The organism is Sulfitobacter sp. (assembly GCF_036960155.1).
Lineage (GTDB): Bacteria > Pseudomonadota > Alphaproteobacteria > Rhodobacterales > Rhodobacteraceae > Sulfitobacter.
The window spans coordinates 16,819-32,011 of record NZ_JBALWB010000008.1 but is presented as its reverse complement, the minus strand read 5'-3'; the positions used below and the strand labels follow the sequence as shown (position 1 = coordinate 32,011).

The window sequence follows — 15,193 nt, the reverse complement described above, 5'->3', positions numbered from 1 at the left end:
TAAAGAGGAGATGACCAAATGATTTTTGCAAAGCATGCGAAGCTTTCCACCGGATGGGCCTCCGACGTCCGCCTAATCGTGGCTGACGGGCGGATCGCTTCGGTTGAGAAAAACCAGAAGCCACAGGCGGAGGACGTGATTGTTGATACGGTTCTGCCTGCGCTTGGAAATTTGCACAGTCATAGTTTTCAACGGGCTATGGCAGGGATGACCGAATACCGCATGGCAGGAAAAGACAGTTTTTGGACGTGGCGCGATTTAATGTACCGGTTCACCGCAAACCTGACGCCTGAACACGTTGAGGCCATCGCGGCTTTTGTTTTTCTAGAGATGCAAGAAGCCGGATATGCCAGTGTGGGCGAGTTCCATTATTTGCACCATCAGCCGGGTGGCACACCATACGATGATTTGGGTGAACTTTCGTCTCGTATCGCGGCCGCTGCGGATTTGACGGGCATCGGCCTCACACACCTGCCGGTGTTGTATACGTATGGCGGCGCCGGGCAGTCGCCACTTGAGGCTGGGCAGGCGAGATTTGGCAACTCAGTTGATCGTTTCAATGAACTGGTTGCGCTGGCAGAAGGTGCAGTTGCGCAATTGCCCGATGATTGCCGGGTTGGGATTGCGCCGCATTCTTTACGCGCCACATCGCCTGACGATCTTATGGCAGCGTTAGCCGCGCGCACCTCAGGACCTATCCATCTTCACATCGCCGAGCAACCCAAGGAAGTGGAAGATATTCATGCATGGCTTGGCGCGCGGCCAGTTGAATGGTTGCTTGCGAATACGGCCGTAAACGAAGACTGGTGCCTGATCCATGCCACTCACATGACAGAAATAGAGACTGTCAATATGGCCAAGTCCGGGGTTGTTGCAGGTTTGTGCCCAGTCACGGAGGCAAATCTGGGCGACGGTCCGTTTAATGGCCCCGCTTATCTGAACGCTGGCGGGGTGTTTGGGGTCGGGTCGGATTCCAATGTGTTGATTTCGTTGACCGAGGAATTGCGGACGTTGGAGTATTCCCAACGCTTACGTGACATTGCGCGCAATGTAATGGTTGTCGGCGAAGGATCGGTTGGTGATACGCTTTATTCAGGGGCGGCCAAAGGTGGCGCGCAAGCTTTGGGCCGTGGCACCGGCGAGATATCGGTTGGCGGCCTTGCCGATCTTGTCGCGATCAATAGTGCCGCGCCTTCATTGTGTGCATTGCGTCAGGATCAGCTATTGGACGGCCTTGTGTTCGCTGCCAAAGATGATGTGGTGACGGATGTCTGGTCTGCTGGACGTCAAGCAGTACAATCAGGCCGGCATGTTAAGCGCGATGCGATCACAGCTGCCTACCGATCTGCGATGAAAAGCTTGATGGCTTCACTGTGATCCAAATAGGTCAATCGGATTTCAAGTAGAGCGTCACCCTTTGCCAGTTCAAGCGTCGCGTTTGTCTCTAGGATAAACGCGGTATCGGCGGTGCTAAGGGGCGTGCCATCGATAAAAGGCGTCCCTGAGAGAACGTGAAACGCGAGTAGCCCTTGATCGGGCGCCTCTAATTTACATTCAAGCAGGCCTTCATGCGTTATGACATGGCCTTCGCAGCGCGCTGGATCGAACATCAAATTCAGATCGGTCAGGGGTCCATCAATCAAGCGAGATTGAATTTCGAGGCTGCCGTCAAACCGTACTGGATCCCATAGGTTCGCTGTGATCGATGTGGTTGGCGTGCTCAAGACCATGGGCCCACCGGAAACAACGGTCAGTATGCGCATCATCCCAGAAAAATCGGAAAACGGTCCGTTTTGCGAAACATCTGCGCGGCTAATTGTCCACGCAAGGTGATCAAAATGGAGGCCTTTTGCTATGTTGCGCGTTATGCCTCCCCCGTTCTTCCAAGGTAAATCGATCAGTGCGTCGGCTTTCAGAATTTGCATAGGTTTGGTTCTCTGCGTTTTCGGCGGGGTTGCTTGACCTAGCCCTTTTTGAAATATATTGATGTGCTAAATGATAATAAATCTATACATAAAATACAAGGAAGTCGCCAAATGATGAGAACCCGTGCCGCTGTTGCTGTTGCCGCTGGAAAACCGCTTGAGATTATGGAGGTTAATCTGGAGGGACCAAAGCGGGGCGAGGTTTTGATCGAGATCAAGGCCACGGGTCTGTGTCATACGGATGAGTTTACCCGCTCGGGCGCTGATCCAGAAGGCATCTTTCCATCCATTCTGGGTCATGAGGGCGCGGGGATTGTGATGGAAATCGGCGAAGGCGTCACCACGCTGGAAGTCGGCGATCATGTTATCCCTCTGTACACGCCAGAGTGTCGTCAGTGCGAATATTGCTTGTCCGGAAAAACCAACCTGTGCCAAGCGATCCGCGTAACACAGGGACAGGGTTTGCTGCCCGACGGCACGACACGGTTTTCGATGCTGGATGGCACGCCAATCTATCACTACATGGGCTGTTCGACCTTCGCCAATCACACGGTAGTGCCGGAAATCGCTTTGGCGAAAGTGCGCAAGGACGCGCCGTTCGACAAAATCTGTTACATTGGCTGTGGCGTAACCACTGGTATCGGCGCGGTGATCAACACGGCAAAGGTCGAAATCGGCGCGCGCTGTGTGGTGTTTGGTTTGGGCGGTATTGGCCTAAACGTGATTCAAGGATTGCGTATGGCTGGGGCAGATCAGATTGTTGGCGTGGATTTGAACGACGACAAAGAGAAAATGAGCCGTCACTTTGGTCTAACTGATTTTGTGAACCCGTCAAAAGTGGAGGGTGATTTGGTGGCGCATCTGGTCGAGCTGACAGGCGGCGGTGCGGACTACACATTTGACGCTACTGGCAACACAACTGTTATGCGGCAGGCGCTGGAGGCCGCGCATAAGGGCTGGGGCGAAAGCATCGTTATCGGTGTGGCCGCTGCGGGTGCAGAAATCTCGACACGGCCATTCCAATTGGTCACGGGTCGCGTTTGGCGCGGAACCGCATTTGGCGGTGCCAAGGGACGTACGGACGTTCCGAAAATCGTAGATTGGTACATGGGTGGTAAGATCGAAATCGATCCGATGATCACGCACAAACTGAAACTTGATGAAATCAACCACGGCTTTGATCTGATGCATCAAGGCAAATCCATCCGTGCTGTTGTAGAATTTTAATCTGCAGATAACGGCATTTGAAAGGATGAGCTTATGACGCATATCGTTGTTGTCGGGGCGGGGCAGGCGGCAAGCGCGTTGGCATTCAAGCTGCGCGCGCTTGGGCATGACGGGGCGATCACATTGATCGGAGACGAACCCGTTTTACCCTACCAAAGCCCCCCTTTGTCAAAGGCTTACCTGCTGGGTGATATGGCACGCGAACGTCTGTTTTTTGCGGCCTCAATTAGGTTATGATGGCGCTAATATCACTGTGCGTACCGGATTGACCGTCGCGGCTGTCGACCCGGATGCACAATGCTTGACGATTGGTGATGAACAGATCGCCTTTGACGAGTTGGTGCTTACCACAGGGTCGAACCCGATCCGCCTCCCTTCAAAGATTGGGGGCGATTTGGATGGCGTGTTTTGTGTCCGTACGCTGGGCGACATCGACACGATGGCCCCACATTTTGGGGAAGGACGGCGCGTTTTGATCGTGGGCGGGGGCTATATTGGGCTGGAAGCGGCAGCTGTTGCCGCAAAGCTTGGGCTTAACGTCACCGTTATTGAAATGGCTGATCGTATTTTGCAACGCGTCGCCTCGTCCAAAACTTCGGATTACTTTCGCGCCCTTCATCACGGTCATGGTGTTGAAATCCTCGAAGGTGTCGGCCTATCCAAGCTTGTGGGTGATGATCATGTTACACAAGCGGTCCTAAGTGACGGGCAAACACTGGATGTTGATTTTGTCATCACAGGCATTGGGAACCGTCCAAATGCCGCGCTGGCCGAAGCCGCAGGACTGGCAATTGATAACGGCATCAACACAGATGCGTTTGGCAAAACGTCGGCCCCCCACATCTGGGCAGCTGGAGATTGTGCTTCCTTCTCGATAGGGGAGACACGCATCCGCCTTGAAAGTGTTCCAAACGCTATTGAACAGGCAGAAGCGGTTGCTGCAAATATTATGGGGCTAGCACAGCCTATGTCGCCAAGCCGTGGTTCTGGTCGGATCAATACGATGTAAAGCTGCAAATCGCTGGCCTAAATACGGGCTACGATGCGGTTGTAATCCGTCAGGGTGAAAAGCCTGGCTCAGTGTCACACTGGTATTATCGCGGCGCAAAGCTATTGGTGGTAAATGCGATGAATGCACCGCGTGACTACATGGTAGGAAAGCGGTTGATTGAAGCGGGAAAATCCCCTGCGCCAGACATCATTGCATCACCAGAAACAGTTCTGAAATCACTCCTTAAGTAAAGAGTGCGCGCCCCACGTCAGAGCGCGCCCTAATCTGTGTTATTCGGCTGCGACAGCCGTGATTTTGTCGCCCAATTTACGCTCCATGTATTTCAGGAAGTCCCAGATTGTGCCTTCCAAATCGTCTGGCGCTAAAGGACCTCCGCTGAAATAGCGCGTATTTTGCGCCGCCTGTAGGGTTTCTAACTTTTCTTTATCTTCAGCGTTAAACGCCTTGCAAAGATCAACGTAGGCCACGACTTCAGGATCAAGCGGGTCGGTCTTCAGACCACAAACACCCCAACGAATTGAGACTTTATCCACCCCATTCGGGCGCAAACACAAAAACTGCGTATAGTTCGCGGCCACAGCGACTACGAAGCTGGGAAAGATGTTAAACAGCACGCTGTTTCTTTGTTCATCTTCTGTCATGTCGTCGTGAAACGGCCCGCGCGGAGGAAATTCTGGATCGTAATAGGATCTATAGGCAGTCCACCGATCTTCGGCGGGCACTTTGCGGCACAGCTGTGTGGGGGTAATCGGCTGCAGCATTTTAGGGTGGGTCGCAAACAGGTGATACCCTTCCATGAAGTTCTCGGTTAGATTTTTCAATTGGTGCCCCAAACGGCCTCGTCCAAGAATAAAAGATTGCGCAGTTCATGGTGATAGTTGTGCAAGATGCCAGCTGTGGGGCCAACGGCTTTGCAGTGCCGTCCAGATTTACAAAGATAAAGTTGTTCCAGATCTCTGTCGCAAGTTTCGGCAGACTGCATTTTGCTGCATCAAAGGCTTTTGCCTTTTTCATCAAGGGTGCCGTTTTTAAGGAGCCGTCACGGGTGTAGGCCCATGCGTGATACGGACACACAAAACTACGCCGATTGCCGCTGCTCTCGTTCACCACCAAGTTCCCACGATGACGACAAACGTTGGATAAAACGTTGATGTTGCCCTCATCGTCACGCGCGACCAATAGCTGCTCACCGACCAGCTCGGTTGTGTAAAAATCACCCGGCTCAGCAGCCTCACCAACATGACCGATGCAGACCCATTCACTGCGGAAAATTTGTTCCTTCTCAAGCTCGTGAAATGCGTCCGAGGTGTAAAAATCCGACGGCATGCCATAAGCTTCTTCTTTTGGTTTCGAGGTGAGGTCCGTCAAATGTTGACGCAACCCTTGCGCATTACGGGTCTCAATGGCTGACATTTCTTCCTCAAAACTGCTGAAAACTGTGATCACAGTTTTCAGCAGTTTTGAGGAAGCCAAGCAAAAGGTTTTTAACCCCTAATCTCCCAAATTGGAGGCAGAAGAGGCAAGGGTATTGCGCTGTGATTTGAATTTTTAGTTTTTGGAAGGTGCGGATGATGAGTGCGGAGGCAGGCGCGGCCCTCATCCGTTCAATTCAATGTACGATAAAGGTCTACACCCCAAAACGTGTCTTCTTCGATCAGTTTGCGTGCGGTTTTAGCATCACCAGCGCGTAGGGCCTCGATGATCAACTCGTGTTCGCCGAGCCAATTATCTGCATTAACTAAGTTTTCAATCCCATGGGCAAGCCACGGGCCAGTTTGAACATAGAGACGGTCAATACTCAACGCGAGTACGCTATTGTCACTGCATTGATAGATCGTGCGGTGAAATTCATAATTGGCCAATAAGAACATCGTCGCATCGTGCGCTTCCAAGGATTTGTACGTCGTTTTCACAAATTTTTCTAGCTGTAATAGCGTCTTAGCAGTGATGTGTTGGCCCGCTTTTTCAGCAGCAGCGCCTTCTAGGACACCCCTAACAAAGAAAAGATTAGAAGCCTCTTTTGCGGTCAAATCAGGAACGCGAAAAGCTTTGCGCGCAGCTGAGTTTAATGCCCCTTCTGACGCCAATTGCCTAAGGGCCTCCCGAACGGGTATGGTCGAGACTCCGTAATTCTCCGCAAGTTTGCGGATTGAGATTGCCTCCGCCGGTTTTAGAACGCCAGTGATCAGCTTAATGCGGAGATCAGTATACACTGCCGCATTTTAGTTTTCCGAATCCGCCAAAGCTTTCTTGTCATTGATGTTCATTTTGGGTCCGCGCAATCCTCATGTACATATACACAATAGACGCCACGCTTTGGTTCCACCAGATGCGGCAAATTTAGCGGCACCCGCAGCGCAATTCCATTGCGTGCATCGAGTGATAAACGGGTGGAAATGTTGACCTTTTCCAAGATAACAAAGCAACGCGTAAGGACATTCTGTCTAAAGGCCGAAATTAAAACATAATCCGCCAAAAATACTGAGTTTTGTTGCTGTAAATTGCAAATTTCAGTTTTAGAGTCGGGGCCAAGGCAAGGGAAAGGGCGGGGGCACATGAGTGATCTGTGGGAAGGTCTGTTACAGGCATTCTGGCTGGTGGTGAGCTTTGACTCAGAACTCGCAGAAATAACACTGCGCTCGTTGCAGGTAACACTCATTGCGTTGGTCATCGGGTCTTCAATAGCCCTGCCGCTTGCGGCATTCTTAGCTGTCCGTCGTTTTCGATGGCGGCGCAGTGTTATAGCAGTTTTAAATGCGTTGATGGGTTTGCCACCGGTCGTGGTTGGGCTTGTTGTTTACGTGCTGCTATCGCGTTCAGGCCCGTTAGGTATATTGGGGCTGTTGTTTACGCCTACGGCGATGATCATTGCGCAGGTCATCATTATCGTGCCGCTGATTGCGAGTATCGCACATCAATCATTACGTGATTTATGGTCTGAATATCATGATCTGTTGATATCAATGAATGTTTCGCAAGTGCAAAAGATGCGCACTTTGTTGTGGGATGCAAGGCGGGCACTGTTGACGGCATCTTTGGCGGGGTTTGGCCGCGCCATTGGTGAAGTCGGTGCGATTATGGTTGTTGGTGGTAACATCGATCATGCCACGCGGGTTTTGACCACGGCAATCGCCCTTGAAACTGGCAAAGGTGATTTCGCCTTAGCGCTTGCGTTGGGGTTCATTCTTATTGCGTTGGCGATCAGTGTAAATCTTACCATTCATTGGCTCAGCCGGACCGAACAGGAGGGCCGCTGGTGAACAGTCTGTTCCCTTTAACAGTCCGTGCGGCAAAGACATCTCGTCGAGGAAAAGTGCTGGTTGGCCCAATTGATTTAGATCTGAAAGGAGAAGGGACCACGGTTGTGATGGGCCCTAACGGATCTGGCAAAACCACGTTGTTGCGTTTGTTGCACGGCATAGCGCGGAAAACAGGCGGCACAATCGACTGGGCATGCAGTAATCAGGAGGCCCGTCACCATCAGGCGTTTGTGTTTCAGCACCCCATATTATTGCGCAGATCCGTAGTCGATAATATTGCTTATCCGCTGCGGATTAGGGGCGTTTCCAAAGCGGACGCTTACGATCAAGCAGTAGATTGGGCGGGCCGGATCGGCCTGAAGGACATGCTGGATCGGTCTGCATTGGTGTTATCCGGCGGTGAACAACAAAAACTGGCATTGGCCCGGGCTATGATCACAAATCCCAAGGTGCTTTTTCTGGATGAACCATCGGCGTCGCTAGATGGCCGTGCTACACGTGAGATTGAAGATATTTTGCAAAGCGCCCGGCAATCGGGGACACGCTTGATCCTCTCCACGCACGACTTTGGACAAGCGCGACGCCTTGCTGATGAAGTCATTTTCCTGCTGCACGGGCGGGTGCTTGAACATAGCCTAGCCAAAGCATTTTTCGATACCCCACAAACACCCCAAGCGAGAGCTTTCCTAAATGGCGATATAGTGGAGTGAAAACCGAAATGTTGGCGCATTGATAAATGGATATCAGATCAACAGCGGGACATTGTCTACTTTTGTCGCAACGCCTTAATCGTATTCATCAACCGAGCCGTGGATCGCAAATTGGTCGATCCCGGCATTTTGCGGCTCGATAGTCCGGTAGGTTTCTTTGACCCCTGAAGGGGTGAGTTCACGGGAAACGGTTATCAAGAAATTTGGATCGTGATCTTCGCACAGCTCGATCATTTGGCTCAATTCTTCTGTCGCGGTGGGGCGTGCGGCCTCAATGGATGGCGCGCCATAGTAAGTTACAAAATGCTGCGCCAATAAATCCGTGAGCGTCGCGATCTCCGCGGTTTCGATCTGAGTAACCGCTACAAATGTTACACGCCCACCAGTTTCTAAGCCAAACCAGCCGTTAGCAAATGCTTGCCGGGCTTTTCCCGTCAGATCACCTTCCGCCCAGTTAGAGAATTCAAACCCTCCAGAAATGCACCATTCTCCGGTGCGTGCGGGAATGTGAAATACCCGCTGGTCACTTTCGTCAAAATGGATTGCACGAGCGAGCTTCATGACGCTGCCTCCAGAAGAGTTGTTAAAGGGATCAGGTCTGTTATTTCGCCGTGACGTAGCAACATGCCAAAGCGTTCATCTACACCGACAAAGGTGCCTTTGGTGCCATTGTGTTCGGTGTCTTCGCCGATACCATAGGCGATGCCGCGCCACTCACTATGTAATGGCTTAGTCCCTACATCTTCCCAGCGGCCAATCCAATTGAGCGTGTGCCGTGCAAAGGCTTCAACCAACATTGGGGCTTTCACCTCGATGCAGCCCTCTGCATACAATGTGGTTTGATCAGGTGTGTCCCCCTCGATTGAATCGTCTTCAGGCCAAAGCGGTAAGGTAAAGGCGACCACCAACCAGTCGGGCACTAAGGTCGGATCTGTATCCGAAGCCGCAATTTTAAGGTGCCCACAAGACGCTCCGTTGATCAGAATCTTCCCGTCCCATGTAAGATGTACAGCAACTTCTGGAGGGGCAACTGCACCCAGAGCGTTTTGAAATCCAACAGCGCACAGCGGTAGCATGACGATAGCATCTGCCAAAGGGACTTCGGGGGCAAAGACCAAAGCTACTTGCAGGGTATTTGCCCCCATATTGTGGGCGATCAAACCAGCATCGCAGCCTTGCGTTGCCCGCAAGCAGGCGTGTTCAAACGCAGAGCCTGTCACGGCTTCATCCCACAAAAGCGGCGGGAGGCTGAGGTGTGTTGTGCTCATGCAAGACCTTTTTCAATTAGCTTTTTCGCGACATCCGCAAAAGCAGCCGCTTGCACCGAGTCTGGCTGGCTGACCACAATTGGGGCGCCCCCGTCTGCAGCCAAACGAATATCCAAATGGAGTGGAATTTCGGCGAGTAATGGAATGTTTAGCTTAGCCGCTTCTGCCGCAACTCCGCCATGCCCGAATACGTGTTCTTCGTGTCCGCATGCTGAACAAATGTGAGTGGACATATTCTCAATCATCCCGACCAAAGGTACGTTCAGTTGTTGGAACATGTCGATCCCCTTACGGGCATCTATCAGCGCGACATCTTGCGGTGTCGAGACAATGATCGCGCCATCAACCTGCGCCTTTTGGCTGAGGGTCATTTGCACATCCCCAGTGCCGGGCGGTAGATCAACCAGCAAGACATCCAAAGCGCCCCACTGCACCTGAGTGAGCATCTGTTGCAACGCACCCATCAACATTGGGCCGCGCCAGACAACGGCCTGGTCATCGTTGGTCATCAAACCAATCGACATCATCGTCACACCGTGATTGCGCATGGGAAGAATGATTTTACCGTCCGGGCTGGCGGGTCGGCCCGAAATGCCCATCATCCGAGGTTGCGATGGGCCATACATATCTGCATCTAGCAACCCAACACGTCGCCCCTGTGCGGCCAGCGCACAGGCGAGGTTTGCGGATACTGTGGATTTTCCAACACCCCCCTTGCCCGACGCGATCGCAATGATCCGATCGACACCGGGGATTTTTTGCGGACCCGTTGGTTCAGCCGATTTTCGCGGCGTAAGCTGCGGCGGCGCGGGTTGGGCTGAATGACCAGTCAACACAATAGAGACCGTCTTGATCCCCTCAAGCTTGGCCAGTTTGGCCTCAGCCTCTGCTTTCACAGCTTCATATTCTTTGGCAGCACTTGGAGCGATTTCCATGACGAACCGCACAGTGCCATCTGGTTCGACGTTTAAGGCGCGCATGACGCCCGCAGAAACGATATCGTTTTCACTGACGACATCTGAGATGGATTTCAAGACATCCAGAACTGCTTCACGATCCACCAATGCTCAGTCCTGACCTTTGATGTCGCCTGAAACCTCGTGGGTCAGGCCAAGTTCTTCGATGGTAATTGTTGCGCGGGCTTTGAACGTTTTGCCGCTGGTCTTTTGATCGCGCAACGCTTCTTCGATAGCTTGCTGTGATGTGACGCCGACCTGTTTTAGGAATTTGCGCATCGACATGTTGAAATCTTCTGACATGTGTTTCTCCCTTTTAGTTTCGCATCGTGATGCGTGCCATTCGGCCGCCCCTCATGCGTATGTTTTTGTTTATTACGATTGGCGTATGATTGAGCGGTCCATCAGTTATCGCGTCTCTTGTTGAAGTAATCCTCTGAGGTGCGCACCTTTGGCCGCTTCCCACCTTGAAAGGGATTGTCCTCGGCGTGGTATTGCACATCGATTCTGCAATTGTCGCACATTTGGATCATCCGTAACTTGCCGGGGTCTGAGAACATTGCGTGGTCTTTCAGCTTGTCAGTGATCCGGTCAATCGTCGACTTCACGCCAAACAATTCGCCACATTCAACGCATGCAAATGGTTCTTCCTCGTTCAAGACTTCTTGACCAAGCGCGATGTCAGTCAGGTTTAGGCGTGGCTCATACCCTATGGCATCTTCGGGGCAAACGCTGGCGCAGATGCCGCACTGCAGGCATGCATCTTCTTGAAAACGCAATTGCGGCAGATCGGGGTTGTCAGCTAGCGCCCCAGATGGGCAGAGCGACACACAGGACAGGCAGAGCGTGCAGCTGTCTTTATTGATCAGAACGGCACCGTAAGGCGCGCCCTCTGGCAATGGCAGCGTTTCGGCCTGAGGATGTAATGCGCGGGCGGACTGTCTGGTGATTTGGCGGCGCGAGCCCATCGGCCGCATTGGTGTTTTGACGGGCTCGGGGACTTCCGCAGCATACAGCGCATCTGACATTGCGTCAGGGTCAGACGAGTTCAGGATGTTGATTTGTTCCGGCCCAGAGAGGGCAGTGGCAAGCGCCACCTGCGCGCCCAACGCGTCCATGTCAGTGGAGGGACCAGGCAGGATTGTGACGGTGGCAAACCCAGCGGCAAGGGCCGCGACGGCTTCGGCGTGACCAAAAGCGTTGAGCGCTGACATTTCTAGCGGGATCACATCTGCGGGAAGCCCGCGACCATGCCGGGCTGACAGTGAAATCATTTCAGAGCCATGCGCATTCACCACTAACAATCGAGGCGCGTGCCCACCCGCGTCCATGAATGTCTTGGCCAACGTTTGCACGCGGCGGAAAACCATATCGACGGGCGGCGCATCATAGCTGATGGCACCCGAAGGGCAAACAGCAGAACAGGCACCACAGCCAGCGCAAATCATCGGATCCACGGTCACATGTTCGCCGTCGGGTACAATTGCACCAGTTGGGCACAGATCAATACATCTTGTGCAGCCAGTCTGCTCGGCACGTGAATGCGCGCACAAGAGGTCGTTGGTTTTAACGTATAGCGGTTTTTCAAACGTGCCAACCATGTGCGATGCGGCCAATGTTGCTGCTGCAACCGCTGGTGCGTGGTTTGGATCGGCGCGCAGATATCCGTCACGTTTTTCATGGGCGGGAAATAGTGGGGTCTCGCCGCGCAGATCTATTAGGATGTCACATTGCGAAACGCCGCCTTGTCGCGGGGGCGTCAAATCAAACGCGCCACGCCCACCAGGTTCGATCATTTGCAGCGCGTCGATGGTGACTTTGAATTGACCAAACGCGCCGGAAGCGCGGCGCAGTTTACCCACGATAACGTCAAAGCCACGGGAGTCGGGTACGTTGTCAGCATCTTCCAATAGCAAAGTAACGCCCAGATGATCCTTGAGGCTTTCGGCTGTTTGGAGTGCGATATCAGCCTTGCCAATAATCAGGCATAGGCCCTCGGAAATAACGTCTAATGATTTGCTTGGGGACGCAGGTAAAAGAGCTTCGGCGGCCAGTGCGGTCATTTTGGGTACAAGACTACCTTCATCGGCGGTCCAACCTGCCCGATCTCGCAGATCAAATGTGGGGGCCGGATCGACGCCCAATTCCTCAGCCAAAGCCTCGAAAACGCGTGTTTCTTGGGCACAAGAAAAAACTGCATCGCCTTGTGTCAAAGCGGCGGCGGCTAGGTCAATTTGGGTTGTGCAGAGTGCTGTGCACGGCGTTATTACCTCCAGACCTAGTGTGTGAGACATTGCGTTCGCATCGATGGCTTGGCTCCCAAGACAATCGCATGTTATCAGCCGTTTAGCCATCATATTACCTTCCTGAAACACGCCTTTTTCACAGGTATAAACTGCAAGGACACTGCGCAGGGTAGACTTGATTCGCGGTGGGCGACAACCGTCATTCTTTCAAACACCAACTTGTTGAGTAGGCCAAACATCGCGATTTTCGATCAAGTGATTCGGTATTTGTACAGCAAAATGTATAGCCTAGTATTTCACTCAAGATAGACATCTTGTCCTCCGCGCAAGGATCGGCTGGGGATACAATCCCATTTTGTCCCCAAGGACTATGGAATGCGATTTCAAGCCATTCTTTGCTTTGTTCTCTCAATGCGTTGTCGCAAGTTAGTTTCCAACAGGGAGACTGGGTTGATACATAATCCTAAAATGTACCAAACGATGCGTTTGGGCGTAGTGCTGCGGCGCACGCCAGGGGTTACCCGTTGGGTGTCATTTGCATGGACTGCGACAGGGGTATTGGTCGGCGCTCAGGATGCCAGCTGGCGTGAGTTGCGCCGCGAAGGTCAGACAATAGAATACCATGCCGACACTCTGACACTTGAATTGCACGGTGCCGAGACGGAGGCTTATCTTCATGGGCTCTCTACTCAGGTGCCATGCGTCTATGTCGTAATGCGTGAAAGCGAACAGATTGATGTCCCGTTGGAAGTGCTGTTGGTCACCGCTTCGCCATATGAAGCGCAGGACTATACGGACAGTGGTGAGGAATTGGTTGAGAAAGTTCCAATGCCAGCTGGTTTGATTGCGTGGGTGCGCGACTTTGTCGAGGAATTTCACCAAGAGGAAGTCTTTGTGAAGCGGAAGCGCGATCGTAAGCGCATCGACGAAAAGGAAGACGGTATTGGCGATGCGCGAATTTCCCAGATGGGGGACGTTTATCGCTCACCCGGTTCGGTCCGCAAGGAGCGCTTGCAATGAGCGATTTCTGGAACAAGCGCAAAGCCGCTGTTGAGGCTGAAGCCGATGCTGAGTTGGTTGAAGCGCGTGAAGAGGCGCTGGAAGCGTCAACTGCAGAAAAAACGGATGCGGAAATACTAGAAGAATTGGGACTTCCCGATCCTGACAACATGGAGCAGGGCGATGATTTCAGCGCCTTCATGAGTGATGTGGTTCCTGCCCGCCTTAAGACGCGCGCCCTACGCAAGCTTTGGAGATTGAACCCCATTCTGGCGAATGTGGACGGGCTTGTCGATTATGGTGAGGATTTCACTGACGCCGCAATGGTCATTGAGAACATGCAAACGACCTACCAAGTCGGCAAAGGCATGATGGCACACGTCAAGGAATTGGCCCGCCAAGCGTTGGAAAAAGAAGAAGCGGCGCAAGCACCTGCTCCCGAAGTGGAACAAGGCGAAGAATTGACAATCGAAGAACTGATTGTGGCCGATGCCGAAGGCTCTGCACCAGAAATTATGCTGGAGGGTGAAATCCATCAGCAGGACGCGCCAGACCTGAGGGATGTCGCAATTCAAGAAGACATCGTCCCAAATCCGCAGCGCCGCCGGATGCAATTTTATTTTGAGGATCAACACACAGGATGAGCGAAGCGTTAAAAATGGAAATCGCAGAAGAAGATCGGTTGCGTGCGGATCTTTATAACTTCTTGGGAGTACTGCTGGCTGGTCCGCCAGATGAAAGCTTGTTGATGATGACTGCAGGCCTCTCTGGGGATGACAGTCCGTTGGGCAAGGCGACCTCAACGCTGGCGAAAATGGCAAAGCTGTCCAAACCCCAAACCGTTACGCGCGAGTATAACAAACTGTTCATCGGTTTGGGGCGGGGCGAGCTGTTGCCTTATGCCAGTTACTATCTGACCGGCTTTTTGAACGAAAAACCGTTGGCGCGGCTGCGCGATGACATGGCCCTACGGGGTTTGGAGCGGTCGAATACCGTGTTTGAACCAGAAGACAATATTGCCAGCCTAATGGAAATGATGGGTGCGATGATCGTTGGGCGGTTTGGTCGTGAGGCCACGCTGGATCAACAAAAGATCTTCTTCAATACGCACATCGCCCCTTGGGCTGCGCATTTTTATTCAGATCTCGAAGGAGCTAAAAATTCAGTTTTCTATGCGTCGGTCGCCACAATTGGCCGCACGTTTATGGAAATTGAAACTGAGGCCTTCCGGATGAGCGCGGGTTAAATCCCGTAAATCGAGCGGCGAAATATCGTCGGAACAGTCAACATAGGAGACTAATATGAGCAGAAAAGAAGACGGCACAAGCCGTCGCAATTTTCTGAAACTGGCCGGAACGGCAGGACCGCTTACAGTGGCAGCTGTTGTTACTGGGGGGAGCACAGCCCAAGCAGCTGAGCCCGATCTTTTGTCGGACAAAATGCAGGACACCCTGCACACCCGAGCTTATCTGGATAGCGCAAAATTCTGATAAAATAGCCCTTTTGGGGCGACACGGCGTCCGATCAATCGGGCGACGAATAGACGGCAAGAAGCGACTGGTTGCGTGACGCCCGACTGCTGACAGCCAC

General features: G+C 52.6%; 17 protein-coding genes and 1 pseudogene. 9 read left to right on the top strand and 9 right to left on the bottom strand.

What is annotated here, in order from left to right; all coding sequences use genetic code 11:
* Positions 1–18 precede the first annotated feature (18 nt).
* On the top strand, positions 19–1,377 hold the full coding sequence (locus tag V7775_RS16405; RefSeq protein WP_335752991.1) for a formimidoylglutamate deiminase: 1,359 nt from the start codon (positions 19–21) through the stop codon (positions 1,375–1,377).
* Here V7775_RS16405 and V7775_RS16400 read toward each other — a convergent pair.
* Positions 1,338–1,925, bottom strand: a complete 588-nt coding sequence (locus tag V7775_RS16400) for a HutD/Ves family protein (protein WP_335752990.1) — start codon at positions 1,923–1,925, stop codon at positions 1,338–1,340. The two genes, V7775_RS16405 and V7775_RS16400, sit on opposite strands and share 40 nt — an antisense overlap.
* Before the next feature lie 114 nt (positions 1,926–2,039).
* On the opposite strand from V7775_RS16400, the gene V7775_RS16395 reads away from it, so the two are divergent.
* Both V7775_RS16395 and V7775_RS16390 read left to right on the top strand, forming a co-directional pair.
* Entirely contained in the window at positions 2,040–3,152 is a 1,113-nt protein-coding gene (locus V7775_RS16395) for an S-(hydroxymethyl)glutathione dehydrogenase/class III alcohol dehydrogenase (RefSeq protein ID WP_335753177.1), read from the top strand.
* Positions 3,153–3,185: 33 nt separating this feature from the next.
* A pseudogene (locus V7775_RS16390) lies at positions 3,186–4,394 on the top strand (NAD(P)/FAD-dependent oxidoreductase).
* Positions 4,395–4,433: 39 nt separating this feature from the next.
* Here the strand turns inward: V7775_RS16390 and V7775_RS16385 are convergent.
* The 3 genes from V7775_RS16385 to V7775_RS16375 form a co-directional block, all read right to left on the bottom strand.
* Complete coding sequence (locus V7775_RS16385; RefSeq protein WP_335752989.1) at positions 4,434–4,985, bottom strand: SRPBCC family protein; 552 nt, start codon at positions 4,983–4,985, stop codon at positions 4,434–4,436.
* On the bottom strand, positions 4,927–5,577 hold the full coding sequence (locus tag V7775_RS16380) for an aromatic ring-hydroxylating oxygenase subunit alpha (RefSeq protein WP_335752988.1): 651 nt from the start codon (positions 5,575–5,577) through the stop codon (positions 4,927–4,929). The genes V7775_RS16385 and V7775_RS16380 overlap by 59 nt, the downstream gene beginning before the upstream one ends.
* Before the next feature lie 191 nt (positions 5,578–5,768).
* Positions 5,769–6,377, bottom strand: coding sequence for a GntR family transcriptional regulator (locus V7775_RS16375; RefSeq protein ID WP_335752987.1), 609 nt, complete (start codon positions 6,375–6,377; stop codon positions 5,769–5,771).
* Between the two features lie 342 nt (positions 6,378–6,719).
* On the opposite strand from V7775_RS16375, the gene V7775_RS16370 reads away from it, so the two are divergent.
* On the top strand, positions 6,720–7,424 hold the full coding sequence (locus V7775_RS16370; RefSeq protein WP_335752986.1) for an ABC transporter permease: 705 nt from the start codon (positions 6,720–6,722) through the stop codon (positions 7,422–7,424).
* Entirely contained in the window at positions 7,421–8,134 is a 714-nt protein-coding gene (locus V7775_RS16365; RefSeq protein WP_335752985.1) for an ATP-binding cassette domain-containing protein, read from the top strand. The genes V7775_RS16370 and V7775_RS16365 overlap by 4 nt, the downstream gene beginning before the upstream one ends.
* A 75-nt stretch (positions 8,135–8,209) precedes the next feature.
* Here the strand turns inward: V7775_RS16365 and V7775_RS16360 are convergent, their stop codons facing one another.
* The 5 genes from V7775_RS16360 to V7775_RS16340 form a co-directional block, all read right to left on the bottom strand.
* Complete coding sequence (locus V7775_RS16360; protein WP_335752984.1) at positions 8,210–8,695, bottom strand: DUF6505 family protein; 486 nt, start codon at positions 8,693–8,695, stop codon at positions 8,210–8,212.
* Positions 8,692–9,402: a biotin/lipoate--protein ligase family protein gene (locus tag V7775_RS16355; RefSeq protein WP_335752983.1), complete on the bottom strand. Its 711-nt coding sequence runs from the start codon at positions 9,400–9,402 to the stop codon at positions 8,692–8,694. Before V7775_RS16355 ends, V7775_RS16360 begins: the two co-directional genes overlap by 4 nt.
* Positions 9,399–10,463, bottom strand: a complete 1,065-nt coding sequence (locus V7775_RS16350) for an Mrp/NBP35 family ATP-binding protein (protein ID WP_335752982.1) — start codon at positions 10,461–10,463, stop codon at positions 9,399–9,401. The genes V7775_RS16355 and V7775_RS16350 overlap by 4 nt, the downstream gene beginning before the upstream one ends.
* A gap of 6 nt (positions 10,464–10,469) precedes the next feature.
* Positions 10,470–10,661 (bottom strand): DUF6494 family protein, encoded by a 192-nt coding sequence (locus V7775_RS16345; protein ID WP_335752981.1) that lies wholly within the window; start codon positions 10,659–10,661, stop codon positions 10,470–10,472.
* A gap of 101 nt (positions 10,662–10,762) precedes the next feature.
* Positions 10,763–12,712 carry a 4Fe-4S binding protein gene (locus tag V7775_RS16340; RefSeq protein WP_335753176.1) on the bottom strand — a complete coding sequence of 650 codons (1,950 nt, stop codon included), beginning with the start codon at positions 12,710–12,712 and terminating at the stop codon, positions 10,763–10,765.
* 372 nt (positions 12,713–13,084) lie between these two features.
* Here V7775_RS16340 and V7775_RS16335 point away from each other — a divergent pair, with 372 nt between their 5' ends.
* The 4 genes from V7775_RS16335 to V7775_RS16320 are packed head-to-tail and all read left to right on the top strand — an operon-like array spanning position 13,085 to position 15,093.
* On the top strand, positions 13,085–13,624 hold the full coding sequence (locus tag V7775_RS16335) for a DUF3305 domain-containing protein (protein ID WP_335753175.1): 540 nt from the start codon (positions 13,085–13,087) through the stop codon (positions 13,622–13,624).
* Positions 13,621–14,247 carry a DUF3306 domain-containing protein gene (locus tag V7775_RS16330; protein WP_335752980.1) on the top strand — a complete coding sequence of 209 codons (627 nt, stop codon included), beginning with the start codon at positions 13,621–13,623 and terminating at the stop codon, positions 14,245–14,247. The genes V7775_RS16335 and V7775_RS16330 overlap by 4 nt, the downstream gene beginning before the upstream one ends.
* Entirely contained in the window at positions 14,244–14,849 is a 606-nt protein-coding gene (locus V7775_RS16325) for a TorD/DmsD family molecular chaperone (RefSeq protein ID WP_335752979.1), read from the top strand. The genes V7775_RS16330 and V7775_RS16325 overlap by 4 nt, the downstream gene beginning before the upstream one ends.
* A gap of 55 nt (positions 14,850–14,904) precedes the next feature.
* Positions 14,905–15,093 (top strand): twin-arginine translocation signal domain-containing protein, encoded by a 189-nt coding sequence (locus V7775_RS16320; RefSeq protein WP_335752978.1) that lies wholly within the window; start codon positions 14,905–14,907, stop codon positions 15,091–15,093.
* Positions 15,094–15,193: the final 100 nt, after the last annotated feature.

Excerpts from the sequence above, each read along its gene's own strand:
- V7775_RS16400 (WP_335752990.1), bottom strand. The coding sequence starts at position 1,925 with ATGCAAATTCTGAAAGCCGACGCACTGATCGATTTACCTTGGAAGAAC.
- V7775_RS16335 (WP_335753175.1), top strand. The coding sequence starts at position 13,085 with ATGCGTTTGGGCGTAGTGCTGCGGCGCACGCCAGGGGTTACCCGTTGG.
- V7775_RS16360 (WP_335752984.1), bottom strand. The coding sequence starts at position 8,695 with ATGAAGCTCGCTCGTGCAATCCATTTTGACGAAAGTGACCAGCGGGTA.
- V7775_RS16320 (WP_335752978.1), top strand. The coding sequence starts at position 14,905 with ATGAGCAGAAAAGAAGACGGCACAAGCCGTCGCAATTTTCTGAAACTG.
- V7775_RS16330 (WP_335752980.1), top strand. The coding sequence starts at position 13,621 with ATGAGCGATTTCTGGAACAAGCGCAAAGCCGCTGTTGAGGCTGAAGCC.
- V7775_RS16395 (WP_335753177.1), top strand. The coding sequence starts at position 2,040 with ATGAGAACCCGTGCCGCTGTTGCTGTTGCCGCTGGAAAACCGCTTGAG.
- V7775_RS16405 (WP_335752991.1), top strand. The coding sequence starts at position 19 with ATGATTTTTGCAAAGCATGCGAAGCTTTCCACCGGATGGGCCTCCGAC.
- V7775_RS16380 (WP_335752988.1), bottom strand. The coding sequence starts at position 5,577 with ATGTCAGCCATTGAGACCCGTAATGCGCAAGGGTTGCGTCAACATTTG.
- V7775_RS16355 (WP_335752983.1), bottom strand. The coding sequence starts at position 9,402 with ATGAGCACAACACACCTCAGCCTCCCGCCGCTTTTGTGGGATGAAGCC.
- V7775_RS16370 (WP_335752986.1), top strand. The coding sequence starts at position 6,720 with ATGAGTGATCTGTGGGAAGGTCTGTTACAGGCATTCTGGCTGGTGGTG.
- V7775_RS16325 (WP_335752979.1), top strand. The coding sequence starts at position 14,244 with ATGAGCGAAGCGTTAAAAATGGAAATCGCAGAAGAAGATCGGTTGCGT.
- V7775_RS16345 (WP_335752981.1), bottom strand. The coding sequence starts at position 10,661 with ATGTCAGAAGATTTCAACATGTCGATGCGCAAATTCCTAAAACAGGTC.
- V7775_RS16340 (WP_335753176.1), bottom strand. The coding sequence starts at position 12,712 with ATGGCTAAACGGCTGATAACATGCGATTGTCTTGGGAGCCAAGCCATC.